This is a genomic window from Mesorhizobium sp. IMUNJ 23232 (assembly GCF_044326205.1).
Lineage (GTDB): Bacteria > Pseudomonadota > Alphaproteobacteria > Rhizobiales > Rhizobiaceae > Kumtagia.
The window spans coordinates 110,118-136,793 of the sequence record NZ_JBIRCY010000001.1 but is presented as its reverse complement, the minus strand read 5'-3'; the positions used below and the strand labels follow the sequence as shown (position 1 = coordinate 136,793).

Annotated in this window: 22 protein-coding genes; 7 read left to right on the top strand and 15 right to left on the bottom strand. The window is 64.0% G+C overall.

Annotation, left to right across the window (positions count from 1 at the left end; all coding sequences use genetic code 11):
- Positions 1 to 52: 52 nt before the first annotated feature.
- The 4 genes from ACH196_RS00655 to ACH196_RS00640 form a co-directional block, all read right to left on the bottom strand.
- A complete protein-coding gene (locus ACH196_RS00655) occupies positions 53 to 3,229 on the bottom strand; it encodes an efflux RND transporter permease subunit (RefSeq protein ID WP_396644037.1) in 3,177 nt (1,058 codons plus the stop codon).
- Positions 3,226 to 4,419 (bottom strand): efflux RND transporter periplasmic adaptor subunit, encoded by a 1,194-nt coding sequence (locus ACH196_RS00650; protein WP_396644035.1) that lies wholly within the window; start codon positions 4,417 to 4,419, stop codon positions 3,226 to 3,228. Before ACH196_RS00650 ends, ACH196_RS00655 begins: the two co-directional genes overlap by 4 nt.
- 520 nt (positions 4,420 to 4,939) lie before the next feature.
- The gene (locus ACH196_RS00645) at positions 4,940 to 7,756 is read right to left on the bottom strand and encodes a calcium-binding protein (RefSeq protein WP_396644033.1); all 2,817 of its coding nucleotides are present in this window, start codon (positions 7,754 to 7,756) and stop codon (positions 4,940 to 4,942) included.
- A 331-nt stretch (positions 7,757 to 8,087) separates the two neighbouring features.
- The gene (locus tag ACH196_RS00640; RefSeq protein ID WP_396644031.1) at positions 8,088 to 8,378 is read right to left on the bottom strand and encodes a hypothetical protein; all 291 of its coding nucleotides are present in this window, start codon (positions 8,376 to 8,378) and stop codon (positions 8,088 to 8,090) included.
- Positions 8,379 to 8,560: 182 nt separating this feature from the next.
- Between ACH196_RS00640 and ACH196_RS00635 the strand changes: the two genes are divergently transcribed.
- The 6 genes from ACH196_RS00635 (at position 8,561) to ACH196_RS00610 (ending at position 11,826) form a co-directional block, all read left to right on the top strand.
- Positions 8,561 to 9,349, top strand: a complete 789-nt coding sequence (locus ACH196_RS00635; RefSeq protein ID WP_396644029.1) for an SDR family NAD(P)-dependent oxidoreductase — start codon at positions 8,561 to 8,563, stop codon at positions 9,347 to 9,349.
- Between the two features lie 79 nt (positions 9,350 to 9,428).
- Complete coding sequence (locus tag ACH196_RS00630; RefSeq protein WP_396644027.1) at positions 9,429 to 9,593, top strand: hypothetical protein; 165 nt, start codon at positions 9,429 to 9,431, stop codon at positions 9,591 to 9,593.
- Positions 9,594 to 9,663: 70 nt separating this feature from the next.
- Complete coding sequence (locus tag ACH196_RS00625; RefSeq protein ID WP_396644025.1) at positions 9,664 to 10,248, top strand: DJ-1/PfpI family protein; 585 nt, start codon at positions 9,664 to 9,666, stop codon at positions 10,246 to 10,248.
- 67 nt (positions 10,249 to 10,315) lie between these two features.
- Positions 10,316 to 10,699, top strand: coding sequence for a VOC family protein (locus ACH196_RS00620; protein WP_396644023.1), 384 nt, complete (start codon positions 10,316 to 10,318; stop codon positions 10,697 to 10,699).
- Positions 10,699 to 11,103 carry a hypothetical protein gene (locus tag ACH196_RS00615; protein WP_396644021.1) on the top strand — a complete coding sequence of 135 codons (405 nt, stop codon included), beginning with the start codon at positions 10,699 to 10,701 and terminating at the stop codon, positions 11,101 to 11,103. The genes ACH196_RS00620 and ACH196_RS00615 overlap by 1 nt, the downstream gene beginning before the upstream one ends.
- Before the next feature lie 3 nt (positions 11,104 to 11,106).
- Complete coding sequence (locus tag ACH196_RS00610; protein WP_396644019.1) at positions 11,107 to 11,826, top strand: helix-turn-helix transcriptional regulator; 720 nt, start codon at positions 11,107 to 11,109, stop codon at positions 11,824 to 11,826.
- A gap of 24 nt (positions 11,827 to 11,850) precedes the next feature.
- Here ACH196_RS00610 and ACH196_RS00605 read toward each other — a convergent pair whose 3' ends face one another.
- The 11 genes from ACH196_RS00605 to ACH196_RS00555 form a co-directional block, all read right to left on the bottom strand.
- Positions 11,851 to 12,540, bottom strand: coding sequence for a DUF1013 domain-containing protein (locus ACH196_RS00605; protein ID WP_396644017.1), 690 nt, complete (start codon positions 12,538 to 12,540; stop codon positions 11,851 to 11,853).
- A gap of 236 nt (positions 12,541 to 12,776) precedes the next feature.
- Positions 12,777 to 16,235, bottom strand: a complete 3,459-nt coding sequence (gene pyc / locus ACH196_RS00600) for a pyruvate carboxylase (protein WP_396644015.1) — start codon at positions 16,233 to 16,235, stop codon at positions 12,777 to 12,779.
- Positions 16,236 to 16,410: 175 nt separating this feature from the next.
- Entirely contained in the window at positions 16,411 to 17,526 is a 1,116-nt protein-coding gene (locus ACH196_RS00595; protein WP_396644014.1) for a branched-chain amino acid ABC transporter substrate-binding protein, read from the bottom strand.
- Positions 17,527 to 17,664: 138 nt separating this feature from the next.
- Positions 17,665 to 18,012 carry a DUF6867 family protein gene (locus ACH196_RS00590; protein ID WP_396644013.1) on the bottom strand — a complete coding sequence of 116 codons (348 nt, stop codon included), beginning with the start codon at positions 18,010 to 18,012 and terminating at the stop codon, positions 17,665 to 17,667.
- An 18-nt stretch (positions 18,013 to 18,030) separates the two neighbouring features.
- Complete coding sequence (locus ACH196_RS00585; protein WP_396644012.1) at positions 18,031 to 18,759, bottom strand: ABC transporter ATP-binding protein; 729 nt, start codon at positions 18,757 to 18,759, stop codon at positions 18,031 to 18,033.
- Positions 18,759 to 19,838, bottom strand: a complete 1,080-nt coding sequence (locus ACH196_RS00580; RefSeq protein WP_396644010.1) for an ABC transporter ATP-binding protein — start codon at positions 19,836 to 19,838, stop codon at positions 18,759 to 18,761. The genes ACH196_RS00585 and ACH196_RS00580 overlap by 1 nt, the downstream gene beginning before the upstream one ends.
- Entirely contained in the window at positions 19,838 to 21,256 is a 1,419-nt protein-coding gene (gene livM / locus ACH196_RS00575) for a high-affinity branched-chain amino acid ABC transporter permease LivM (protein ID WP_396644009.1), read from the bottom strand. Before livM ends, ACH196_RS00580 begins: the two co-directional genes overlap by 1 nt.
- A gap of 4 nt (positions 21,257 to 21,260) precedes the next feature.
- On the bottom strand, positions 21,261 to 22,163 hold the full coding sequence (locus ACH196_RS00570) for a branched-chain amino acid ABC transporter permease (RefSeq protein ID WP_396644007.1): 903 nt from the start codon (positions 22,161 to 22,163) through the stop codon (positions 21,261 to 21,263).
- A gap of 331 nt (positions 22,164 to 22,494) precedes the next feature.
- The gene (locus tag ACH196_RS00565) at positions 22,495 to 23,496 is read right to left on the bottom strand and encodes a 4-hydroxyproline epimerase (protein WP_396644006.1); all 1,002 of its coding nucleotides are present in this window, start codon (positions 23,494 to 23,496) and stop codon (positions 22,495 to 22,497) included.
- Between the two features lie 12 nt (positions 23,497 to 23,508).
- Positions 23,509 to 24,759 carry an NAD(P)/FAD-dependent oxidoreductase gene (locus ACH196_RS00560; protein WP_396644004.1) on the bottom strand — a complete coding sequence of 417 codons (1,251 nt, stop codon included), beginning with the start codon at positions 24,757 to 24,759 and terminating at the stop codon, positions 23,509 to 23,511.
- A 232-nt stretch (positions 24,760 to 24,991) separates the two neighbouring features.
- Positions 24,992 to 25,903, bottom strand: coding sequence for a dihydrodipicolinate synthase family protein (locus ACH196_RS00555; RefSeq protein ID WP_396644002.1), 912 nt, complete (start codon positions 25,901 to 25,903; stop codon positions 24,992 to 24,994).
- Positions 25,904 to 26,018: 115 nt separating this feature from the next.
- Between ACH196_RS00555 and ACH196_RS00550 the strand changes: the two genes are divergently transcribed.
- Positions 26,019 to 26,663, top strand: coding sequence for a GntR family transcriptional regulator (locus tag ACH196_RS00550; RefSeq protein WP_396644428.1), 645 nt, complete (start codon positions 26,019 to 26,021; stop codon positions 26,661 to 26,663).
- Positions 26,664 to 26,676: the final 13 nt, after the last annotated feature.

The window sequence follows — 26,676 nt, the reverse complement described above, 5'->3', positions numbered from 1 at the left end:
GGGAAATCAACAAAAGGCAAGGGCCGCCTCACCGAGGCGGCCCTTGCGTCTGTCACTCACCCGGCGTGAGCACCGGCGTCGCGGTGTCGGCCGGCGGGCGGTACGGCACCAGCCGCCGCAGCGTCACATAGAAGACCGGCGTCAGGAACAGGCCGACGATGGTGACGCCGAGCATGCCTGAAAACACCGCCGTGCCGAGCGACTGGCGCATCTCGGCGCCCGGGCCTGTGGCGATCATCAGCGGCACAACGCCAAGGATGAATGCGAAGGCGGTCATCAGGATCGGCCGCAGGCGCAGCCGCGCCGCCTCGACGGCGGCGTCCACCGGCGAGGCGCCGCGTTCCTGCGCTTGTCGCGCGAACTCGACGATCAGGATCGAGTTCTTCGCCGCCAGGCCGACCAGCACGATCAGGCCGATCTGCACCAGAATGTCGTTGTCCAGTCCCCGGAAAGCGACGCCGAGCAAGGCCGCCAGCACGCCGAGCGGAACGATCAGCACGATGGCGAAGGGCATGACCCAGCTCTCATACTGTGCCGCCAGCGCCAGGAAGACGAACAGCACCGACAGGCCGAAGATGAAGACCGCCGTATTGCCGGTCTGCCTTTCCTGCAGCGCCAGTTCGGTCCACTCGTAGGAGGTTCCCGGCGGCAGGTTCTCGGCCGCGACCTTTTCCATCAGGTCGAGCGCCGTGCCGGTCGACACGCCGGGCGCGGCGTTGCCTTGCACCGGCACGGACACATACATGTTGTAGCGCTGCACCAGCGAGGGGCCGGTCACGTCGCGGATCTCGACCAGCGTGCCCAGCGGCACCAGCGCGCCCGTCGCCGAGCGCACCTTGAGCCTCAATATGTCGTCCCGGTCGACGCGGAAGGCCTGGTCGGCCTGCGCCCGCACCTGGTAGACGCGGCCAAAGGCGTTGAAGTCGTTGACATAGGACGTGCCGAGATTGATCGACAGAGTCTCGAAGATGTTGGGGATCGGCACGTTCAGCATGCGCGCCTTGTCGCGGTCGATCTCCAGGTAGAATTGCGGGCTGGACGCCGAGAAGGTGGTGTACACGCCGGTCAGGCCGGGTGTCTGGTTGGCAACGCCCATGATCTGATAGGCAAGCGCCAGGATCGGCCGCATATCGGCGCTGTTGCGCTCCTGCAGCATCATCTTGAAGCCGCCGGAATTGCCGATGCCGCGCACCGAGGGCGGCGGCACCGCGATGATGAAGGCTTCCTGGATGCTCTGCAGGCTGCCGAACAACTGGCCGATGATCTGGCCGGCCGACTGGCCGTGCTCGAGCCGTTCCTCGAAACTCTTGAACGGCGCGAACACCACACCGGCATTGCTGGCATTGGTGAAGGTCGCGCCCGAGAAGCCGGCGAAGGCGACCGCGTTGGCGACGCCGGGCGTGGCGCGGATGATGTCCGACGCCTTCCGCACCACCGCGTCGGTCCTGCCGAGCGATGCGCCCTCGGGCAGTTGGATGACGACGATCGCGTAGCCCTGGTCCATCTGCGGGATGAAACCGCGCGGCACCGTCTGGAGCATGTGGTAGGTGGCGTAGATCAGGCCGGCGAAGACCGCCAGCATGACCAGCAGCATCGTCGTCGAGCCGACGAGGAAATGCACCAGCCTGGCGTAGCCGTGCGCCATCGCGTCGAAGCCGCGGTTGAAGCCGTTGGCGAGAGCGCGGCCGAAGCGGGCAAGGAAGAAGCTGGAATGCTGCGTGCCGTGCGGCTTGAACAGTACGCCGGCCAGCGCCGGCGACAACGTCAGCGAGTTGAAGGCGGAGATCGCCGTCGACACCGCGATGGTGATCGCGAATTGCAGATAGAACTGGCCGGAGATGCCGGGGATGAAGGCGGTCGGCACGAACACCGCGATCAGCACCAGCGAGATGGCGATGACCGCCGTGCCCACTTCGTCCATGGTGCGGTGCGCCGCTCCGCGCGGACTGAGTCCCATGGCGATGTTGCGTTCGACATTCTCGACCACCACGATGGCGTCGTCGACGACGATGCCGACCGCCAGCACCAGGCCGAACAAGGTCAGCATGTTGAGCGAGAAGCCGAACGCGAGCAGCACCGCCAGCGTGCCGATCAGCGAGACGGGGATAGCGACGATCGGCACGATCGCCATGCGCCAGCTTTGCAGGAAGACGATGATCACGATGACGACCAGCAGGATCGCCTCGATGATGGTCTTGTAAACCTCGTTGATCGATTCGGCGATGAATTCGGTCGGGTTGTAGATGATGTCGTAGGCGAGCCCCTTCGGGAAATCGGCCGAAAGCTGCTTGATGGTCTGCTGAATCTCTTCCGCCGAAGCCAGTGCGTTGGTGCCGGGCCGCTGGAAGATGCCGAGCGCCACCGCCTGCTTGCCGTTGAGATAGGAGTTGGTGACGTAGTCCTTGGCGCCGAGTTCGATGCGCGCCACGTCCTGCAGCGTGATCAGGCGGCCGTCTTCGGTGGACTTGACGATGACATAGCGGAAATCGCGGGCGTCGTCGAAGCGGCCCTGGGTTGTCACCGTATACTGGAAGGCTGCGCCATCGTCGATCGGCGGCGCGCCGATCGAGCCGCCGGAAACCTGCACGTTCTGCTCACGCAAGGATTCCACCACGTCGCCGGCGGTCATGCCGTAGCCCGACAATTTTTGCGGATCGAGCCAGATGCGAAGCGAATATTCGCGTTCGCCGAAAATGATCACGTCGCCGACGCCGTCGAGCCGCAAAAGCACGTCGCGAATGCGGGTGCGGGCATAGTTGGAGACGTAGAGTTGGTCGTAGGTATCGTCGGGCGACAGCATGTGCACGACCATCATCAGGTCGGGCGAGCTCTTGGCCGTTGTGATGCCGAGCCGCCGCACCTCCTCGGGAAGACGCGCCTCGGCGATCGACACCCGGTTCTGCACCAGCACCTGCGCCTGGTCGAGGTCGGTGCCGAGCTTGAAGGTGATGGTGAGCGCCATCGCGCCGTCATTGGAGGAATAGGACGACATGTAGAGCATGTGCTCCACGCCGTTGATCTCCTGCTCGATCGGCGTCGCCACCGTCGCGGCGATGGTCTCGGCGTCGGCGCCGGGATAGGAGGCACGGACCACGATGGTCGGCGGCGCGATCTCCGGATACTGCGCGACCGGAAGCTGGGTGTAAGCGATTGAGCCGACGATCAAGAGCACGATCGACAGCACCGCCGCGAAGATCGGGCGGTTGACGAAAAAATGCGAGAAACTCATTGCGTCTGACCTTCGGTCGCTTTCGGCGAAAGGGTGGTCATCTCGGGCTTGACGGTGACACCGGGGCGCACGCGCATCAGGCCGTTGACGACGACGGTCTCGTCGCCAGTCAGGCCTTCGCGGATCACCCGGTAGCCGTCGATGCGCGGGCCGGTGCGCACCGGTTTGGTGGAGACCAGCCCTTTGTCATCGACGACATAGACGATGCGACGGTTCTGGTCGGCGCCGATCGCTTCGTCGGGCAGGAGGATGCCCTTGTGCGGCAGGGAACCCGGAACGTTGACGCGTCCGAACATGCCGGGCTGGAGAACGCCGTCCTTGTTGTCGAAGCGGGCGCGCACGCGCATCGTGCCAGTCTGCTGGTCCAGCCGGTTCTCGGCGAAGTCGAGCCTGCCGTTGAAGGCGGCCTCATTGCGATCGGCGACATGCACGACCACGTCGAGCCCGCCGCCGCCCTCCTGCATCACGCCGCCCCGGGTGCGAGCGTCGCGGGCGTAAGCGAAGTAGGAACGCTCGTCGATGTCGAAATAGAAATCGATAGGGTCGACGGCGACGATCGTGGTCAGCAGTGTCGAATCGGGCTGCACAAGATTGCCCACCGACACCAGCCGCCGGCCGATGCGGCCGGCAAGCGGCGCCTTGATCTCGGTGAATTCGAGGTCGAGGCTGGCGGTGCGCAGCGAGGCCTGGGCGCCGTTGTGCTGCGCTTGGCCGGCCAGAAACTCGCGGCGACGGTCGTCGAGCGCGGAAGCGGACAGGTTGCCCGTCTTGGCGAGCTGTTCGGCTCGTTCGAGCTGCATTTTGGCGAACTCCAGCGCGCTGGTGGTCACGTCCACTTGCGACTTCGCCGCATCATAGGCGGCCTGGTAAGGGCGCTGGTCGATGGTGAACAGCAGGTCGTCTTTCGCCACCAGGGCGCCGTCCCGGAAATGGACTTCCTGCAGATAGCCGGCGACGCGCGACCGAACAGCCACCTCGTCGACGGCCTCGAAACGTCCGACGAACTCGTCGTCTTCGACAATATCGCGCACGACCGGCTTCGCCACAGTGACGGGTGGAGGTGGCGGCGCCTGCTGCGCCCACGCGGCGGCTGAGGGGAACAGCAGCGCCGCCGAAAGCCCGGCGATCAGCGACCGCAATCTCGCCGCACCTGAGCGCTGCATCGAACGTCTGGAGGAAATATCGCTCATAACCATATGCGCCTCTCACTCGTCGCTTGCGCGCTATAATCGATTTATGGAGCCAGCCGGGTTGGTTTATCAAGCCCTGTTGCGCCGCAGCATTTCCCCAGGGCAACGACAGTCCGGCTATGCCTATGACAATCCTGTTATTTTCCCTGCGGTTCGACCCGATACACTCGATCCCGTCGCGAGTACCGTGCCCTCCGACAAGGGCGGAAGACGTTTCTTGTGCGGTGCACTTAGGGACGAGCGCTGTGTGAAACAAGTCGGCGGCAATGTCTTCGTGACAACATCCGTCAGCAGCATCGCCCTGCGTCCCAGGGCTGAGGGATCAACAGCACTTGCGCCGCCGTGCAGGCGTTGCCTGCTCTCGGGAGAGAAGGGTTGCCCTTGCGGTGCCGTCTAAAAGCAACCAGCAACGGCGCAATCGTCGGGTTATGGAGGCCTATTCAATGGGACGGCAAGGAGCGCCGTTCTGTGTGGCGCCGGTCGATAGGCGCATCCGACGTCCATGCGGACGCTGTGCCGGTTACACCACGACGAAATCGGCGCTTGTGAGGCCGAGGCCGACGGTAAGCGTGGCGAAATGAACGCCGCCGCCCGACGCGGTACCATTCGCGTCGTAGTAGAGCTTGCCGGTGTCGGTCTCGTAGATGATGCGGTCGGTGCCGTCTCCGGCAAGTCCGGTGGTGTTGGCGCGGAACGCGGAAGCGGCAAGCGTGCCGGTTGCGGTCAGCGCGGTGAAGACCGCGTTCTCCAGCCGGACGGTGTCGTCCACGGCGCTGAAATCGGCGATCGTGTCGACGTTGGATGCGCCTAGCGCGGTCGAGAAGACAAAAAAATCCTTGCCGTTGCCACCCGTCAGCGCGTCGCTGCCGCCCTTGCCGTCAAGAATGTTCGACCCGGCATTGCCGAAGATCGCCTGCGCGATGGCGTTGCCCGTCAGGTCGATGCCGGAGGTCCCGGCGGAACTGGTCGTCTGCATGGCCTCGACGTAGACGCTGGCGCCGAGCGTGTAGTCCACGGTCGCCGCGACCCTGTCCGCCGCACCTTGCGAAGAGCCCTCGACGATGAGATCGCCGGAATTGTAGATCAGGTATATGTCGTTGCCACCGAGACCCCTTAGCGTGTCGGTCGCGCCCACGCCGCCGTCATTCAGGATATTGGCGCCGGCGTTGCCGATGATCTCCTGCTTCAGCGCATTGCCGGTGAGGTCGATCGCCGACGTTCCGCTCGCGCTCGTGGTCGTAAGCTGCTCGACGCAGACGCCCGAACCGAGCTTGTAGTCGACGGCCGCCATGACCCTGTCGGCGGCTCCCTGCGAAGCGGCTTCGACGATGGTCGTGGCAGCGCTATAGACGAGATAGGTGTCGTTGCCGCCCATGCCGCGCAGCAGGTCGCCCGCTCCGCCGCCGTCCTTCAGCGTATTGACGCCGGCATTGCCCGTGATCTCCTGCCTCAGCGCATTGCCGGCGAAGTCGATCGGGGTGGTCCCGCCGGAAGAGGTCGTGGTCAAGAGTTCGACCTCGACGCCCGCCGTCAGCACAAAACTCGCCCTAGCCGACACCCGGTCGGCAGTACCGCCGCCCGCCGCTTCGATAACCAAGTCGGCCGCATTGTCGACGATGTAGCTGTCGCTGTCTGCGCCGCCGTCCATCTTGTCCGCGCCGGTTCCCCCGTCGAGCAGGTCGGCTCCGGCCCCGGCGGCCAGCGTGTCGTTACCGCCGAGGCCGGTCAGCACGTTGGCGACGGTGTTGCCTGTGAGCTTGTCGGCGAAGGCCGAGCCTTCGAGGTTTTCGATCGAAACGTAGGTGTCGCCCTTGGCGTCGCCGGTGTTGCCGGCCGGCGCCGCAAGATTGGCGGTCACGCCAGTCGGTGCGCTCAGGTAGGAGGCCGTATCCAGTGCGCGTATGCCGATGCCGGGACCGCCGATAAGCTGATCGGCGCCGCCGCGCCCCTCCAGTATGTCGGCGTTGCCGTCGCCGTCGAGAATGTTGTCGGCGTCGTTTCCACGCAGCGTGTCCTCGCCGTTATAGGTGCCGTGGATATTCTCGATCGAGATGTAGATATCGCCTACGGCCTCGCGGCCCTTGTTGTTGCTCTGGTTCTCGAGGTCGGCGGTCGCGCCGTATTCACGCAACGTCGCCGGATCGACCTCGGCCCAGTAGAAGGTGATGCCGTCGATGCCGCCACCGCCGTCGATCCGGTCGGCGCCGTCGTCGCAGCGGATGCCGTCGTCACCGTCGCCGCCATAGATCTTGTCGTCGCCGCCGCCGCCATAAAGACCGTCATTGCCGGCATCGCCGTAGAGGACGTCGACCTCGCCGCTGCCAGCGAGACTGTCGCTGCCATTGCCGCCGCGCATGGTGCTGCCGTCCGACCCGGCATCGAGCGAATCGTTGCCGTCCTCGCCGTAAAGGATGTCGTAGCCGGTGAAGTTCGGATTGACGCCGAGGAAACCGCCGCCGTCGATGGAGTCGTTGCCGGCGCCGCCGCGGATGACGTCGTCGCCCGCCTGGCCGACGAGCTTGTCGTTGCCGCCGCCGCCCTCGATCGTGTCGTTGCCGGCCCCGCCGTGGATCGTGTCGTCGTAGTTCCCGCCGGTGAAGGCATCGTCATAGCCCGTGCCGCTGTTCCATTCGATGTAGAGCGCGTCGACATTCTTGACGGCACCGCTCAGCGAGCCGCCGACCGTCGCCACGCCGCTGCCGGTCAGCTTGAACGTCGCGCTCGAGGTCAGGAGCGACAGCGTATCCAGCCGCAGCGTATCGGTGCCCGCGCCAGCGTCGATGTCGAACTTGCCGCCATTGTCGTAGATGTAGTCGTCGCCGCCCTTGGCGCGCAGGATGTCGTTGCCGCCGCCGAGCTGGAAGAAATCGTCGCTTTCGCCGCCGGTGATGACGTCGCCGCCTTCGGACCCGTAGTAAGAGAGCTGCTCGAAATTCGACGCCTTCTCCCAGTCCGAGCCGCCGCCGTGCACGGTGAAATTGCCGTCGCCGAAATCCAGCGTGATCGAGGTGGCGACACCGTTGATCAACTGGTTCCACCAACTGATCACGATCATGTCCACGTCGTTGCCGCCGTCGGCTATGTCGGATCCATAGGTGCCGCCCGGGGTGCCGTAGAAATCGGGACGGCCCATGACGATCCAGTCATTGCCGTCGCCGCCGAAAAGCTGGTCGGCGCCTTGCCAGCCATAGATCTCGTCGTCGCCGGCGCCGCCGCGTAGTTCGTCGTCACCGTCAAGGCCATGCAAGGTGTCGTTGCCGCCGGCGCCATCAAGCTGGTCTGCATCGGCGCTGCCGCTTTTGAACTCGTTGGCTACGGTGCCGGTCCAGGCGACCATTTTGGTAACTCCCTTCGTGTCTCAGCCGGTCCTAGAGCAGAAGCTATCCACTCTCTCCGACCAGCCGAGGCCAATGGCGGCCAGGGGCGTTCGGCACAGCATGCCTCCCTCGGTCGCTGCGACGACAGACGGCACGAAAAGCCTCCGCCGCTGATCGAGAGGCGATCACGCGACGAGAATAGCTTTGCGGGGTTTCAGCGCGAGGAGGCAGCGCGGGACTTATCGGGGCATGTCATGACAAATCGACAGCGACAGGCGAATTATCGCCGCTTGTGGATCAAATTACAAAAGGGATAGCGCCCCGTAGGGCGACCACCAGCCAATCCCTGCGTCAGGGACAGTTGCGCCGTCGCAGATATTCGTTCCCATAGATCTGATTCTGGCAGGTTGGCTGTGTGCGCGGGATGACGGTGTTCGGCCGCGGCTTCATCGCATTGCGGCGGTCCTGGGCGCGATAACGCCGCTGCTGCTGTTGGAAATCCAGCATTCGCCGGCGTTGCTCGATGGCGGGTAGCGGTATTCCGAGACGCTTTTGCGTGGCGTAGTCGTTTTGTCGCTGCTGCAGGGTAAGCGCATTGCCCTGGGTGGCGCAGTTCAGCAAAGTGGCAAGAATGATCGCCATCGCTGCGACTGACTTGCCTATGGATATCGGCATTTCGAGCGTTCTTCTCTGGCCATCATTTGTAGATAGTGTGTCGTGGCTTCGACGCCAGCACAATCCCTCAAGCATCGGCGAAGCCGCATGGCGCCTGTTGACCAAGTGCTGCCGCATTGTCACGTTCGGCCGGCCGGAGGAACGACACGATGAAACTGCAAGGCAAGGTGGCTATCGTGACGGGTGCGGCGGGCGGCATCGGCTTCGCCATCGCCAGGCGGTTCCTGCAGGAAGGCTGCAAGGTGATGATCGCCGATATCGACATGGCGCGCGGCGGCAAGGCCGAGCGTGACCTGTCGGGTTTCGGGGAGGCCAGGTTCTGCAAGACAGATGTCGGCAAACGGCTCGACGTCCACAATCTGGTCGCCGCGGCGCTGGAGGGTTTCGGGGACATCGACATCCTCGTCAACAATGCCGGCATTGTCCACGGTGAGGCGTTCCTCGACCTGAGCGAGGAGGACTTCGACCGCGTCCTGCATGTCAACCTGAAAGGATCGTTTCTTGCGGGGCAGGCCGTTGCCCGATATATGGTCGACAAGGTCAAGGGCGGCGGTAGTCCCGGTTCGATCGTTAACATGTCGTCGATCAACGCGGTGGTCGCGATCCCCGACCAGGTCGCCTATTCCGTTTCGAAAGGCGGCGTCAACCAGTTGACCCGCGTGATGGCGCTGGCGTTGGCGCCACACGGGATCCGCGTCAACGCGATCGGTCCGGGTTCGATCGCCACCGACATGCTGGCGGCCACCAACAGCGATGCCGGCGCGCGCAACCGGCTGCTGTCGCGAACGCCGCTCGGCCGCATCGGCAATCCCGACGAAATCGCGGCAATTGCCGCCTTCCTGGCTTCCGACGAGGCGAGCTACGTCACCGGACAGACACTCTACGCCGATGGCGGACGGCTTGCCCTCAACTATACGGTGCCCCTACCGACGGCCTGAACGAAAACGCAACCACCTGACAGAGTGCTGTCAGGAGGGGTGTGCGATGATGGCTTCGTAAAGATGAGGAGAAGCCATCATGAATCCGCTGAACGTCGTCCGTTCGATCCGCCGCTATACGGGCAAGATGCAGACCCTTCGCAACGAAGCGCGCACCGAGCGGTTTCTCAATTCGCTGCCGGCGGACATCCGCAAGGATATAGGCTGGCCGGATCGCTTCGGAAAGCCGGCCACATTCAACTGAGGCCGCGAAGCATTGGAATGAAGGTACGGCGGCGACATATACGCCGCCGTAACGGGTCTGGAGCAAGCTGATGCAGAGCACGATCGGGCTCGTTTTCGTCGAGGGTTTTGCCGACTGGGAATTCGGCCTGCTTTCGGCCTCTGCCGTCGAATGGTTCGGGGCGAAGGCTGTCGCTATGTCGCCCGGCCGCAAACCCGTCCGCTCGATCGGTGGTTTCCTGCTGACGCCCGACCGCGACATCGCCGTTGCGGACAACGCGGATCTGGATGCCGTTGCGGTAATCGGTTCCGACCTGTGGCCGACATCGCAGGCGCCGGACCTTGCCGCGCTGCTCAACGCTGTTGTTGAGCGCGGCGGCGTGGTCGGCGGCATCTGCGGCGGAACGCTGCCGCTCGCCCGGGCCGGACTGTTCGCGCACGCGAAACACACCAGCAATGGTCGCGACTGGATATTGAAACATCTGCCGGACTATCCGGGACGCGAGAGATACGCAGACGTGCCACATGCCGTCGCGGACGGCAGGATCATTTCCGCGCCGGGATCGGCGCCCGGCACCTTCGCCCACGCTTTCCTGTCGGCCCTCCATCCGGAGCGGGAAGCGGAGCTTTCCGAGATGAAGGCCCTGTACGCCAGGGAACACCTGCCATCGTCATGACTCTCCTCCTGACAGAATGCTGTCAGGAGCCTCATGACAAGATACAATCATAAGCCGAGGGAACGTCATGACCAGCTTCATACCGCCGAAAGCATCTCTCTGGTTCGAAATACCGGTGACTGACATGGATGCGGCACAGCGCTTTTATGGCGCGGTTCTGCAGAACACGCTCTCGCTCGAAGAATCCGGCCCTAACCCGATCGCCATGTTCACTGCACGCGAACCTGGGGCGTCCGGGCATGTCTATCCGGGAAAGCCGGCTCCCGCAGGTACCGGGCCGACCGTCCATCTGGCCGTGGCCGCGCCGCTGGAAGACGGCATGCGGCGCGTGACCGAAAACGGCGGCAAGGTGGTCTCTCCGGCGATCGAGATACCGGCTGGCCGTTTTGCCTATTGCCTTGACCTGGACGGCAACAGTTTCGGCCTGTTCGTTCCGACTGGAAGCGCCTGATGAAGACCTGGACCGACAGGCTCGACACCGGCCAGCCGGTGATCAAGCAGTCGCCGCGCACCGTCGGCGACGTGATCGAGGGTCAGACCATGCTGGTGCCGACGGCGCGCCAGGTCGACGACTACATCCGTTCCATCCCGGAAGGCGTGAAGCTCGACGTGCGTGCCCTGCGAACAGCGCTGGCAATCGAGAACGGGGCCGAGGTGTCCTGCCCGGTCTATATGGGATATCATCTCAGGACCGTCGCGGAAGCGGCCAACGAAGCGCTGCAGCGCGGCATGCCGATCGAGGATGTCACGCCGTTCTGGCGGGTGCTCGACGCCAATACGCCCACGACAAAAAGACTGTCGTTCGGCGCGGACTTCGTCGCAAAACAGCGGCGGCGGGAAGGGCTCGGAGATTGATCCATGCGGCGAGCAGACCGTCTCTTCCAGATCGTCCAGCATTTCCGCGGCGGCCGGCTGGTGACCGCGCAGATGCTCGGGCAATGGCTCGAAGTATCCGAACGGACCATCTACCGCGATATCGCCGATCTTCAATCGACAGGCGTGCCGATCGACGGGGAGGCGGGCGTCGGCTACATCATGCGGGAGGGTTTCGACCTTCCGCCGCTCATGTTCACGCGTGACGAGATCGTGGCGCTAGTCGCCGGCGCGCGCATGGTGCGGGCCTTCGGCGGCGCAGCGATGGCGCGGGCTGCGGAGGAAGCTCTGATCAAGATCGGCGCCGTGCTGCCAGACGGCGAGAAGGACCGCATTGCACGCACCGAGATCCATACGCCGATGTGGGTGGTCAGCGACGCCGACCGCCAGGCGATCGACCTGATCGAACGCGCGGTGGAGAGCCGCACGGTGCTCACCCTCGACTACAAGGACGAGGCCGGTCGCGGCTCGATGCGCGATGTGCGGCCGCTCGGCCTGTGGTTCTGGGGAAAGGTGTGGACGCTCGTCGCCTGGTGCGAGATGCGTCGCGATTTCCGCGCCTTCCGCATCGACCGCATCGCCAGCGTCGCCTGCGCCGAGCGCAAGTTCAAGCCCGAGAAGGGCAAGCTGCTTGCCGACTTCTACCGGACCATGGAGCGGACAGGCGACGATATGGGGATGGCAGGGCGGGCGCGGGAGTCGTAGGTCCCGCGCGCTTCGACCGGCCGCCTATTCCTCGTCGTTTTCCGGCTTGGACTTCAGCGCCGAGAGTTTTGCGAACACCGCGTCGGCGTCGAGTTCATCGTCCTCTTCCTTCGGCTTGGTGACCGCCGGCGTCAGCCGCTCGGTCATCGACGCCGGCAGAAGCGTGTCGCCGACAGGCGCAGGCGCCGGCTTGCCCGCGGAGGCGCGCTGGACCTCGATGTCGAGGTCGATTTGCGAGCAAAGCCCGAGGGTTACCGGATCCATCGGCTGAAGGTTCGCGGCGTTCCAGTGCTTGCGCTCGCGGATCTGCTCAATGGTCGACTTGGTGGTGCCGACGAGGCGCGAAATCTGCGCATCCTTGAGTTCAGGATGGTTGCGCACCAGCCACAGGATGGCGTTCGGCCGATCCTGGCGCTTCGACAGCGGCGTGTAGCGCGGTGAGCGGCGCTTTGATTCCGGCACGCGTACCTTTGGGTCCGACAGTCGCAGGCGGTAGTTCTCGTCCTTCTCGGCCTTGGCGATCTCGTCACGCGACAACTGCCCGGTCATGATCGGGTCCATGCCCTTGATTCCCTGGGCTGATTCGCCATCGGCGATAGCCTTCACCTCGAGCGGATGCAGCGAGCAGAACTGCGCGATCTGGTCGAAGGAAAGGGCGGTGTTGTCGACCAGCCAGACGGCGGTCGCCTTGGGCATGAGCAGGGTGTTTGCCATCGCGAAATATCCTCTCGTTCGCCCGCGTCCCTAGCGCGGGCGGTGGTCAGAACCACCGATTTTTTGGGAAATCACGATCTATATAGCGAGAGCCAAGCCGAATCGCAACGGAAATGGAAAGCTTTCGCCAAGGCAACGCCGCGCGGACAACCGCCTGTGCGACACGCCGCTCCGATCCCACGAAAGCTCGACCGCCATGCAGCCGCGATCAGGGCGTCATCGGCATGGTCGTCACCCTATTCGAAGACGACCAGCAGATCCTTGGCGTCGATCTGGTCGCCGGTGCGCACGAGAACCTCGGCGATGGTGCCGTCGCGTTCGGCATGCATGGCCGTCTCCATTTTCATGGCCTCGATGGACAGAAGCACGTCGCCGGCTTTCACCGCCTGCCCGGCATTGACCGCAAGCGTTGAGATCACGCCCGGCATCGGTGCGCCGACATGAGCGTCATTGCCGGGCTCGGCCTTGCGGCGGGCCTTGCCGTTGGAGGCGCCATGGGCGCGATCCGGCACCTTGGCGCGGCGCGGCTGGCCGTTGATCTCGAAGAAGACAGTGACCATGCCCTTTTCGTTGACTTCGCCGATGGCAAGGCAGCGGATGACCAGCGTCTTGCCCTTCTCGATGTCGACGAAGATCTCGTCCTCGGCCTTCATGCCGTAGAAATAGATCGGCGTCGGCAGCACGCTGACCGGGCCATAGACGTCCTGCGCCGCAGCGAAGTCCGAAAACACTTTCGGATACATGAGCCAGGAGGCGAACTCCTGCTCCGTCAGCTTGCGGCCGAGCTTTTCCTCGATCTCTTTGCGGCTTTTCTTGAGATCGGCAGCCTTGAGCAATGAGCCGGGACGGACCGTTATCGGCTTGTCGCCCTTAAGGGCCTTCTTCTGTAGCGCCTCTGGCCAGCCGCCGGGGGGCTGACCGAGATCGCCGCGCAGCATGGAAACCACCGAGTCCGGGAAGGAGATATCCTTGGCCGGGTTCTCGACGTCGGCGACGGTCAGGTCCTGGCTGATCATCATCAGCGCCATGTCGCCAACCACCTTGGACGAAGGCGTTACCTTAACGATGTCGCCGAACATTAGGTTCACGTCGTGATAGGCCTGCGCGACCTCGTGCCAGCGGGTCTCCAGCCCGAGCGAGCGGGCCTGTTCCTTGAGGTTTGTGAACTGGCCGCCCGGCATTTCGTGCAGGTAGACTTCGGAGGCGGGGCCTTTCAGGTCGCTTTCGAAGGCGGCGTACTGGTTGCGCACGGCCTCCCAGTAGAAGGAGATGCGGCGCACCCATCCGGTATCGAGGCCGGGATCGCGCTCGGTGCCCTTCAACGCCTCGACAATCGAACCAAGGCAGGGCTGCGAGGTGTTGCCGGAGAAGGAATCCATCGCCGCATCGATGGCGTCGACGCCGCTGTCGACGGCCGCGAGCACCGTGGCGGCCGACAGGCCGGACGTGTCGTGGGTGTGGAAATGGATCGGCAGGTCGGTCGCCTCGCGTAGCGCCTTGAACAGCACGCGCGCCGCGCCCGGCTTGAGCAGGCCGGCCATGTCCTTGACCGCCAGGATGTGGGCGCCGGCGGCTTCCAGTTCCTTGGCGAGGCCGACATAATATTTCAGGTCGTATTTGGCACGGTCGGGATCGCCGATGTCGCCTGTGTAGCACATCGCCGCTTCGCAGAGTTTTCCCTGGGCGCCGACGGCGTCCATGGCGACGCGCATGTTCTCGACCCAGTTCAGGCAGTCGAAGACGCGAAAAAGGTCGATGCCGCCTTCCGCCGCCTGTTTTACGAAATGCTGGACGACATTATCCGGGTAGTTGGTGTAGCCGACGCCGTTGGCGCCGCGCAACAGCATCTGCAGCAACAGGTTGGGCGCCGCTTCGCGAACCAGCGACAGGCGCTCCCAGGGGTCCTCCGTCAGGAAGCGCATGGCGACGTCGAAGGTCGCTCCGCCCCAGCATTCCAGCGACAGCAATTGCGGCAGGGCGCGGGCATAGGTGCCGGCGATGCCCGCTATGTCATGCGTGCGCATACGGGTCGCCAGCAGCGACTGGTGACCATCGCGCATAGTCGTGTCGGTGACCAGCACCTGCTTCCGCCCACGCATCCAGGCAGCGAATTTCTCTGGACCGAGCGCATCGAGTTTCTGCCTGGTGCCGTCCGCCACCGGCCCGTCCAGATAAGGCACCTCAGGCGCAGCCGCGTCGGCCTTCGGCATCGGCCGGCCGCGGGTTTCCGGATGGCCGTTGACCGTCACGTCGGCAAGATAGTTGAGCAGCTTGGTGGCGCGGTCCTGCCGCTTCACCTGCGCGAAAAGTTCGGGTGTCGAGTCGATGAATTTTGTCGTGTAGGAATTGTCGCGGAAGGACGGGTGGTTGATGATCGCTTCGAGGAAGGTGAGGTTGGTCGCCACGCCGCGGATGCGGAACTCGCGCAGCGCGCGGTTCATGCGGGCGATTGCCTCAAGCGGCGACGGCGCCCATGCCGTGAGTTTCTCCAGCAGCGGATCGTAGAAGCGCGTGATCACCGCGCCGGAATAAGCCGTGCCGCCGTCCAGCCGGATGCCGAAGCCGGTGGCGCCGCGATAGGCGGTGATGCGGCCGTAATCGGGAATGAAATTCTGCTCCGGGTCTTCGGTGGTGATGCGGCACTGAAGGGCGTGGCCGTTGAGGCGGATGTCCTTCTGCACGGGCACGCCCGACTCCGGCGTGCCGATGGCGAAACCGTCGAGGATGTGGATCTGCGCCTTGACGATATCGATGCCCGTCACCTGCTCGGTGACGGTGTGCTCGACCTGGATGCGCGGGTTGACCTCGATGAAGTAGAATTTGCCCGTGTCGGCGTCCTGCAGGAACTCAACAGTGCCGGCGCCGATGTAGTGCGTATCCTTGGCGAGCTTGAGCGCGTATCCGCACAGTTCCTCGCGCAGTTCCTGACTGAGATAAGGCGCTGGAGCGCGCTCGACGACCTTCTGGTTGCGGCGCTGGATCGAGCAGTCGCGTTCGAACAGGTGGACGGCGTTGCCATGCGTGTCGCCCAGCACCTGCACCTCGACATGCCGGGCACGCTCGATCAGCTTTTCGAGATAGACCTCGTCCTTGCCGAAGGCGGCCTTTGCTTCGCGCTTGCCTTCCGTCACCTCGCGCAGCAGATCGGCTTCACCGCGGATGGCGCGCATGCCACGCCCGCCGCCGCCCCAGGAGGCCTTCAGCATCACGGGGTAGCCAACCTCCTTGGCAAGCCTCTTGATCTCATCAGCGTCGTCGGGCAGCGGATCGGTCGCCGGGATGACCGGCACGCCGACCTCTATGGCGAGACTGCGCGCCGCGACCTTGTTTCCAAGCCGGCGCATCGTCTCCGGCTTCGGGCCGATGAAAGTGATGCCATTTTCGGCGCAGGCCTCGGCGAATTCCGGGCTTTCCGAAAGCAGGCCGTAGCCGGGATGGATCGCATCGGCGCCCGAGAGTTTTGCGACGCGGATAATTTCCTCGATGGAGAGGTAGCTCTCGATAGGACCCATATCCCTGGCGAGATGCGGTCCGCGCCCGACCTGGTAGCTCTCGTCGGCCTTGAAGCGATGGAGCGAATATTTGTCCTCTTCCGCCCAGATCGCCACGGTTTTGAGGCCGAGCTCATTGGCCGCGCGGAAGACGCGGATGGCGATTTCGGACCGGTTGGCGACGAGGATCTTGGTGATCGGCAAGAACGCGCTCCGACTGCCTGGAGATGGCTGGAAATCCATGAATAGCGCGAAAATGTTGCAGTGCAACCAAAATCGGCAGAACGTAGAACCCGATTTAAGAATAGGCAGCCGCCGAACGAAAAAATGCCCGGCGCGCAAGCGCCGGGCATCTGTGTTCCGTCAAGCGATGATCAGCTCACTCCGGGACGTAGGTGTACTTGCCGTCGTCGCCCTTCTTCCAGACATACATGATGTAGCCCGGGAGTTTGGGGTCGCCCTTCTCGTCGAAGGACATGTCGCCGAGCGCGGTCGGGAACGGCGCGGAGGCCTTCAGGGCCTTGGCGACTTCCTGCGCGTCGATCGAGTTGGCGGCCTTGGCGCCGTGGACCAGCGACTGGACGGCGGCGTAGGAGTAGAGCGTGTAGGCTTCCGGGTTGAAGCCGGCGGCCTTGAACTTCTCGACCAGTTCCTTGTTGGCCGGGTTCAGCGTCGGATCCGGGCCGAAGGTATTCAGCGTGCCGGCAACCGCATCGCCCGCGATCGAGGCCAGTTCGTTCGACACGATGCCGTCGCCCGACACCAGTGTCGCCTTCAGGCCCTGATCCGCCGCCTGGCGGATGATCAGGCCGGCCTCGGTGTGCAGGCCGCCCCAGTAGATGATCGAGACGCCGGCTTCCTTCATCTTGCCGATGAGGGCCGAGAAGTCCTTGTCGCCGACATTGACGCCTTCATACATGACTTCGTTGACGCCCGCGGCGTTCATCGCCTTCTTGGTTTCGTCGGCAAGGCCCTGTCCATAAGGGGTCTTGTCGTGGATGACGGCGATCTTGGCATCCTTGAACTTGGCTGCTAGGTAGGCGCCGGCGACCGAACCCTGCTGGTCGTCGCGGCCGCAGGTGCGGAACACGTTCCACAGGCCGCGCTCGGTGAAGACAGGGTTGGTGGCGGCAGGCGTGATCTCGAGGATGCCGTTCTCGGCATAGACTTCCGAGGCCGGGATCGAGACGCCCGAGTTGAAGTGGCCGACCACGAACTTGACGCCATCGGCGACGAACTTGTTGGCGACCGAGATGCCCTGCTTCGGATCGGAGACGTCGTCGCCGACAACGATCTTGATTTGCTCGCCATTCATGCCGCCCGCGGCGTTGATGTCCGCGGCAGCCTGCTCGGCGCCCTTCTGGAGCTGTGCTCCGAAGGCGGCGTTCGGTCCGGTGATCGGGCCGGCGACGCCGATGACAACGTCCGCCCAAGCGCTGCCGCCGAACGCCATCAAGGCGGCCAGCGCAACTGCGGACAGAAGTGATTTCTTCATTTAAACGCTCCCATTTACGGGGTGGGCGAGGATGATGCCTTCATGCGATGCCCACCCTTATCGCAGAAAGGCCAGTTTGCCGATTTTCAGGCGGTTGTCACGCCGTTTCGTCCTTGTTTCGGCGCGATTGGTGAACGTTCAGCTCTTGGCTTTCCAGCCGAGCGCCGACGTCCTTTCGTAGAGCCAGTGGTATTGGGATACCATCTGGTTCGTCCGGGTGATGCGATAGCCCACGAGGCCGACGATCAGCAGGATAATCGTATCCACGATGTAATACTGGGCGGTGAACATCGTGCCCTCGAACAAGGCGTGATGGATGAAACGCACCGCTATGCCGAGCAGCAGCAGGTAGATGACCAGCGCGGCGACGGGGCGCCAGGTCTGCGCGCAGGCGCGGCCGGTCATCCACGCCGCCCAGCCGCCGAGCAGACAGGTGACGAAGAAGAACTGCCAGATCGAGGGTTCCTCGTAGAGAATTCCGTGCATCGCGGTCACTCCAAAAGCTCAGTGCCGTCCGCCTTCGAGATAGGCGGCGCGCACTTCCGGGTCGGCCAGAAGCTGCTTGCCCGTGCCGCTCATGGTAACGTTGCCGTTGACCATGACGTAGCCGCGGGTGGCCAGCTTCAGCGCGCCGAAGGCGTTCTGCTCGACCAGGAAAACCGTCAGGCCCTGCGAGCGGTTGAGCTCCCGGATCGCCTCGAAAATCTGCTTGACGATCAGCGGCGCCAGACCCAGCGACGGCTCGTCGAGCAGAAGCAGCTTAGGCCGCGCCATCAGCGCCCTGCCGATCGACAGCATCTGCTGCTCGCCGCCCGAAAGCGTGCCGCCGCGCTGGCTGATGCGTTCCTTCAGGCGCGGAAACAGGGTGAAGACTTTTTCGGCGTCCTCGTCGAAATGCTTCAGCTTGTCGAGGCTGGCGCCCATCTGGAGATTTTCGAGTACCGTCATGCGCGGAAAAATGCGCCGGCCCTCGGGTGACTGCGCGATCCTGAGCCGCGCGATCTCATGCGTCGGCATGTTGGTGATATTGGTGCCGGCGAAGGTGATGGTGCCGGCGCGCGCCCGCGGACTGCCGAAGATGGTCATCATCAGCGTCGACTTGCCGGCGCCGTTGGCGCCGATCAGCGCGACGATCTCACCCTGGTTGACGGCGACGTTGACGCCGTTCAGGGCGCGGATGTTGCCGTAATAGGTCTCGACGCCCCTGACGTCGAGCAAAGTCTGCGCGGCCATTATTCGTCACCCTCACGCTTGGCGTCGCCGGGTTTGGCGGCTTTGGCGCGCGCCTCCCGTTCGTCGATCTGGCGCGCCTTGGACGCGGACGGCGACACGGTGATGCGCTCGCCGTAGTCGTCGCTGTGAGCGATCGTGTCGGAAACCGCGCCCGCCATCATCGAGGACGAGTCGGCGGGACCGTGGGCGCGGTCTGGCTCGGCGTCGAGCTGTTCGATCACCTGGTCGTCGCCGACTTCGGTCAGGACATCGGTGACCTCTTCGTCGTCGACGCCGAGATAGGCGGCGATGACGCGCGGGTCGCTCTTCACGAAGCCCGGGTCGCCATCGGAGATCTTCCGTCCGTATTCCAGCACGACGACATGATCAGAAATCTGCATGACCACCGACATGTCGTGTTCGATCAGCAGGATCGAGGTGCCGGTATTGTTCTTTATGTCGTTGAGCAGCGTGTTGAGCGCCAGCGACTCGCGTGGGTTCAGGCCGGCGGCCGGCTCGTCGAGACAGAGCAGTTCCGGGCCGGTGCACATGGCGCGGGCGATCTCCAGCCGGCGCTGCGCGCCGTAGGGCAGGTCGCCGGCCGGGTCGTCGGCGCGGTCCACGAGGTCCGCCTTCTCCAGCCAGTATTTTGCGAGTTCGACCGACTCAGCGGCGGCCTTGCGATAGCCGCCTATGCCGAGCAGGCCCATGATCGTGTAGCCCGAGGCCTTCATCAGCTTGTTGTGCTGGGCGACGAGCAGGTTCTCCAGCAAGGTCATGCCGGAGAACAGGCGGATGTTCTGGAAGGTGCGCGCCACCTTGGCGTAAGCCGGGATCTCGTGGTTGGGCAGTCGTTCCAGCAGATAGGCGGAGCCGTCGCGGCGGGTCAGCGTGATCATGCCTTCGGTCGGCTTGTAGAAGCCGGTGATGCAGTTGAACACGGTGGTCTTGCCGGCGCCGTTCGGGCCGATCAGCGCGGTGATCTCGCCGCGCCGCGCCTCGAAGGAAAGGTCGCCGATCGCGACCAGCCCGCCGAATTTCATCGACAGATGGTCGACCTTGAGGATGGGCATATCGGACATCGCAGTCGCTGCGCTCATCAACCGTGACCTTCCTTGGTGAAGGAGGCCGACACGGCCTTTCTTGCGCGCAGGAACGCGGTCGGTTCGCGGCTGCCGACGAAGCCGCGCGGCTTCCACAGCATGACGATGACCATGGCCATGCCGAACAGCAGCATGCGGTAGAGTTCCGGCGTAAAATCCTGACCGAACACCTGCTTCAGGAACTGCAGCTCGCGCAGGATCTCGGTGCCGCCGATCATCGCCAGCGCGGCGAAGGCGATGCCGACCAGCGAACCCATGCCGCCCAGCACCACAATGGCGAGGATGATCGCCGATTCGATGAACACGAAGGATTCGGGGCTGACGAACCCCTGGCGGGCGGCGAAGAAGGAGCCGGCGAAACCGGCGAACATCGCGCCTGTGGCGAACGCCGTCAGCTTGGTAGTGGTGGTGTTGATGCCGAGCGAGCGGCAGGCGATCTCGTCCTCGCGCATGGCTTCCCAGGCGCGGCCGACCGGCATGCGGCGCAGCCGGATCGTCACGTAGGCGGTGAGCAGGCAGAGCAGCAGGATGAGATAATAGAGGAAAATCTTGTAGTAGACGCTCGACGTCGGCAGATCGAACACTTTGGCGATGTAGTTCGGACTGGAGACGTTGAAGGTGAACCAGCCGAAGAACTCGACCTTCGGGATGCCGGAGATGCCGGCCGAGCCGTTGGTGACCTCGCGCCAGTTGATCAGCACGAGGCGGATGATCTCGCCGAAGGCCAGCGTCACGATGGCCAGATAGTCGCCGCGCAGGCGCAGCACCGGGAATCCGAGGATCACACCCCAGAAGGCGGCCATGAGTCCCGCTGCCGGCAGCAGGATCCAGAACGCCATCCACGCATATTCGGGCGGCAGCACCGCGTAGAGGTAGGTGCCGATAAGCGCGTAGGCGTAGGCGCCGACGGCGTAGAAGGCGACGTAGCCGAGATCGAGCAGGCCGGCGAGGCCGACGACGATGTTCAGACCCCAGGCCAGCATCACGTAGATCAGGATCTGGATGCCGAAATTGTCGATCCATTTCAGCGAGCCTTGCAGGCCGCTGAGCGAGATGGCGACAACCGGGAACAGGAACAGCAGCACGACGGCGATCTGCTGGAAATGCTGTCCGAAAAAGCCGGGTTCCGCCGCCACGGCGGGAGCCGCCGCCTTCGCCGCCTTGCGGCTTGCAAGCGCCGGCAGGGCGAAGGCGACATAGAGAAAGCGGACGGCCATCACGATGATGACGATGATCGCCAACAGGCCCCAGCGCTGAACGAGGATCAGTTCGTTGCTGATGTTCTGGTCGGTCTTCAGCCCTATGAACAGCACGAACAGGCCGAAGGCGATGATGCCCGCAAAAAACGCTTCCTTGAGGCCCTGCTGGATCGGATTGACCGCGACGGCCGGGGCGGAGGTGGTGATCGCCGCCATGGGCTCAGACCTTTTCGACTTCGGGCCGGCCGAGAATACCGGAGGGCAGGAAGATCAGCACGATGGCCAGGATCGAGAAGGCGGCGACGTCCTTGTAGTCGATCGAGAAATAGGCCGACCACATGCTCTCGATGAAGCCGATCATCAGCCCACCAAGCACCGCGCCGGGCAACGACCCGATGCCGCCGAGCACCGCGGCGGTGAAGGCCTTCACGCCGGGCACGAAGCCGTCGGAGAAGGCGACGACGCCGTAATACATGAGGAACAGCGTGCCGGCGACGGCGGCAAGCGAGGCGCCCATGATGAAGGTGATCGAGATGGTGCGGTCGACGTCGATGCCGAGAAGTGCGGCCATCTTGCGGTCCTGTTCGCAGGCGCGCTGGGCGCGGCCGAGCGAGGTCTTGTTGACGAGATACCAGAACAGCGCGAGCAGCAGCACCGTGACGATGACGATGATGATCTGCTTCAGCGAGATCGAGATGCCTCCAACTTCGTATACCTTGCTGACCATCGGCGGGATCGGCTTGTTGCGCGGGCCTTGCGTCACCTGCACGAAATTGGACAACGCGATCGACATGCCGATGGCGGTGATCAGCGGGGCGAGCCGGAAAGAACCGCGCAGAGGCCGGTAGGCGACCTTCTCGATGGTCCAGTTGTAGAGGCTGGTCAGCAGCATCGCCACGATCATCATGATCAGCAGGGCGACGACCACCGGTATCGAGTAGAACATGGCGCCGAGGATGAGGAAGACGATCAGGGCGGTGAAGGCCCCGAGCATGAAAATGTCGCCATGGGCGAAGTTGATCATGCCGATGATGCCGTAGACCATCGTGTAGCCGATCGCGATCAGCCCATAGATGGACCCCAGCGTCAGCCCGTTCACAAGCTGCTGGATAAAATATCCCATATGTCTGCGGCTCCCCTGGAATGTCGCCCGGCAGGGTGCATTCCTTTTCTTTGTTCCCCTAGTCCTACGGTTTCGAGGCCGGATTGCAATGCCATTCTTGCATCGCCCTGCCCGAAATCAGGCACCCCACCCGCCTGCCGGTTTTTTGTGTCGGCTAACTGGACCAGCGCGGAACCTATCATTGGCATAACGCAATGTCCTTGATGAATCGGCTGTTTTCAACAGGTGAACCGAAAGAAACCGTCGTTTCAATCCCAATTTTTCGTGATTTTTTGCACGAAACTCCTCGCTCCCTCCGCTGGCCTAAAAGCTTGTCAAACCTTCCCAAAGGTTACTTGACGACAAACCCATGCGCGAACGGATCGCGGTCGTCGATGGTGATGGTGTTCAAACCGGTCTGCCGGGCCCAGCCGCCGATCGACGGAATGATCGCCGGTTTGCCGGCGACATCGACCTCGTTTTCGACCCGTCCATGGAACAGCGAGCCGATGATCGATTCGTGCACGAAATCGTCGCCGGCTTTGAGTTTTCCCTTGGCGTGAAGCTGCGCCATGCGCGCCGAAGTGCCGGTTCCGCAGGGCGAGCGGTCGATCGCCTTGTCACCGTAGAACACGGCGTTGCGGGCATGGGCGCCGGGCTGCGTCGGCACGCCGGTCCACAGCATATGCGACAGCCGGTCGATGCCCGGATTGGTCGGATGCACGAACGAATACTTTTCATTCAACCGCTGGCGTACGACAGGGCTCCAGGCGATCAGGTCGCCGGCTGAATAATCCGCCATGTCGCGAAAATTCTTCTGCGGCTCGACGATGGCGTAGAAATTGCCGCCATAGGCAACGTCGACGGTGATCTCGCCGAGCACCGGGCAGTCGACCGTCAGTCCCTCCGCATAGAGGAAGGACGGCACGTTGGTGATGCGCACTTCCTCCACATATTGTCCCTCCTGTCGGTATTCGGCGATCACCAGCCCTGCCGGCGTGTCGAGGCGCAGCACGCCCGGCGTTTTCGGCCTTATCAGCCCGTGCTCGATCGCCATGGTCACCGTGCCGATCGTGCCGTGGCCGCACATGGGCAGGCAGCCGGAGGTCTCGATGAACAGGATGGCGATGTCGCAATCCTCGCGCGTTGGCGGATAGAGGATCGAACCCGACATCATGTCGTGGCCGCGCGGCTCGAACATCAGCCCGGTGCGGATCCAGTCGTATTCGGCGAGGAAATGGGCGCGGCGCTCCATCATCGTCGCGCCGTCGAGCAGCGGCCCGCCGCCGGCGACGAGGCGAACCGGATTGCCGCAGGTGTGGCCGTCTATGCAGAAGAAGGAATGTCGCGCCATGGCGCCGATGCCTCAGAAGCGTTGTGCCGAAAACGGTTTTATGTCGATCGCCGGACTCTGGCCGAGAACCATGTCGCGGATCAAGCGGCCGGTGGCGGCGGCCTGGGTCAGGCCGAGATGGCCGTGGCCGAAGGTGTAGAAGACGTTCGGAACGGCCGCCGATGCGCCGATGACCGGCAGCGAGTCCGGGAGCGAGGGCCGAAAGCCCATCCATTCGCGGCCGTCGGACGGGTCCAGCCCCGGCAGAAAAGTTTTCGCCTTCTCCAGCATGGCTTTCGAGCGGGCGTAGTTTGGCGGACGCCGTAGTCCGCCGAGTTCCACCGCGCCGCCGACGCGCAGTCCCGTGTCGAGTGGGGTGATGACAAAACCGTGGCCGGAAAAGATCAACTGCCGTTTCACGTCGAAGGCGGTCTTGGACAGCGTCGTGTTGTAGCCACGCTCGGTCTCCAACGGAATGCGGTCGCCGAAATGCCGCGCAACAAGATGCGACCAAGCGCCGGCCGCAACCACCAGCCGCTCTGCCATGATCGTGCGCCCGCTGCGCAACTGGATGGCTATCCTGTCCCTCGACCGGGTGACCAAACCGACATCGCCTTGCAGGAATCGCGCGCCCTTGCTTTCGGCATGGGCCCACACCGCCTTGCCGAGCAGTTTCGGGTCGGCGACGGTTTTCCAGCCTGGCACGAAAGTGCCCTTGACGAAACGCGACGACAGGCCCGGTTGGAGCGCCGCCAGTTCGTCGCCCGCCACGTGACTGTAGTTTATGCCGAAACGGTCGCGCGCGGCCCAGCCGGGCAGGGAGGCCGAAAACTCCGCCTCGCTTTCATAGAGTTCGAGCGAACCGTCCTCGCGCAGCATTTTTCGCGTACCGGACCGGTCCATCAGGCCCATCCATTCCGCCTCGGCGAGTTTCATCAGCGACGCCTGTGCGGCCAGCGCCCCTTCGTATCTCGCTGCCGAACCGGCCCGCCAGAAGCGAAACAGCCAGGGCAAAAGTTTCGGCAGATAAACAGGCGGGATGGCAAGCGGGCCGAGCGGGTCGGCCAGCCATTTCGGCAATTGGCGGATCATGCCCTTGTGGGCGAGTGGCAGCACGTCGGAGAAGGCGAAAGCCGCGGCATTGCCGGAGCTCGTCTCCTCGCAGATGCCGGTGCGGTCGATGACCGTGACGGAACGGCCGGCCTCGACCAGATATGCCGCGGCGCAGATGCCGATTATGCCGGCGCCGACGATGATGATGTCGTCTGAGGCCGTCGAGCTCATTTGACGTGTTCGCCCCAGATAGACGAGATGGCCCCCTCACCCGCCCTCCGCTTCGCTCGGGCGACCTCTCCCCGCCCGGGAGAGGAGATTCCGCACCGATTGCGCCACCCTTGCAGCGTCAAAAGGCGGAGTAGCGGCGGCGCCGATCTCCTCTCCCCGGCGGGGAGAGGTCGCCCGAGCGAAGCGGAGGGCGGGTGAGGGGGCATGAACGGTACAGCGAACGGACGACGGACTAAGCCGCTTTGGCCACCGAAAGCTTCGGCAGTTCGGGCCGCACGGCCAGCGCGCCCTTGACGATCTTCTCGACGGCCGCGCGGCGCTCGCCCGACAGCGGCTGGCGCGGCATGCGGACGCGGTCGTTGGTGCCGATGGCGAACACTTCCGCCAGCTTGATGTTCTGGACGAGGTAGCTCGACACGTCGAGGTCGAGCAGCGGGCGGAACCAGCGATAGATTTTCAGTGCCTCGTCGCGGCGGCCCTGCTTCATCAACTGGTAGATGGCGACCGTCTCCTTCGGGAAGGCGGTGACCAGCCCGGCGACCCAGCCGATGGCCCCGACCGACAGCGCCTCGAAGGCTAGATTGTCGACGCCGGTGAACAGGTCGAAGCGGTCGCCGAAGCAGTTGATGATGTCGGTGGAGCGGCGGATGTCGTCCGACGATTCTTTGATGGCGACGAAGAGCGGATCGGACGCCAGTTCTTCCATGATTTCAACAGTGACGTCGACGCGGTAGGCGATGCGGTTGGAGTAGATCATCACCGGCAGGCCGCCGGCCGCCGCGACGGCCTTCAACGTGGCGACCGTCTCCTCGGGATTGGTGTGGTAGATCGGGCTCGGCACCACCATCAGCCCGTCCGCGCCGCCCGAGGCCGCGCGCTTCGCAAGGGCTGCGCCATCGCGGGTCGCCGCCTCATTGACAGTGAGCAGGACCGGCCTGCCGGCGGCAACTTTCTGCGCGGTCTTCAGCACGTCGATCTTCTCGTCATGCGACAGCATGGGGCCCTCGCCGAGCGAGCCGGCGACGATGATACCGTCGCATCCGGCCTCGATCTGGAGGGCGAAACAGCGCTCCATTTCCTTGAAATCCAACTTATCGTCCTGCGTGAACTTGGTCGTCACGGCCGGGAAGACACCGCTCCACATGATTGCTCTCCTTCAGATATATTACTGATATATCTTATTGTCGGCGGGAGTGTCAACGGTGATTCCGATGTGATATATCAACAGAATATCAACGCCGGAGTTTCGCTTGGACCGCTTGGATATCAGTGCCGAATCAGCCAGCAGCCGCGCCTATCGGGCGCTGGAGCGGGCCATCGTCACGCTCGATCTGGCCCCTGGAAGCGTCACCACCGAGGGTGCGCTGACCGACCGGCTGGGCTTCGGCCGCACGCCGTTGCGCGAGGCGATCCAGCGGCTGGCGTGGGAGGGGCTGCTGGAAATCCGGCCGCGCGCCGGGCTCGCCATCGCGCCGCTTCACGCCGGCGACTGGCTGCGCGTGCTGGACGCGCGCACCGGCATCGAAATCGTGCTGGCCCGTTCCGCCGCCCGCTTCGCCACGCCCGACGCCGGGGAGCGTTTCCAGGACGCCGCGCAGGCCATGCACCGCGCCGTTCTGGCCACCGACGTGGTCGCCTTCCTCGAAGCCGACAAGGCGCTGGACGAGGCGATGGCGATTGCCGCCGACAATCCCTTCGCCGCGCGCCTCGCCGCTCCGCTGCAGACGCATTCGCGCCGGTTCTGGTTCCGCTACCAGCGCGAGACCGGACTGGCGGAGTCGGCCGGCCGGCATGTCGAGTTGATCCAGAAGATTCTCGACCGCGACGAGACCGGCGCCGCGGCGGAGGCCGAACGCCTGATGGTGCTTTTGCGCGGGCATGCCGAGGCGGCGGTGAGGCGCTGAGGCGCCCGTCACG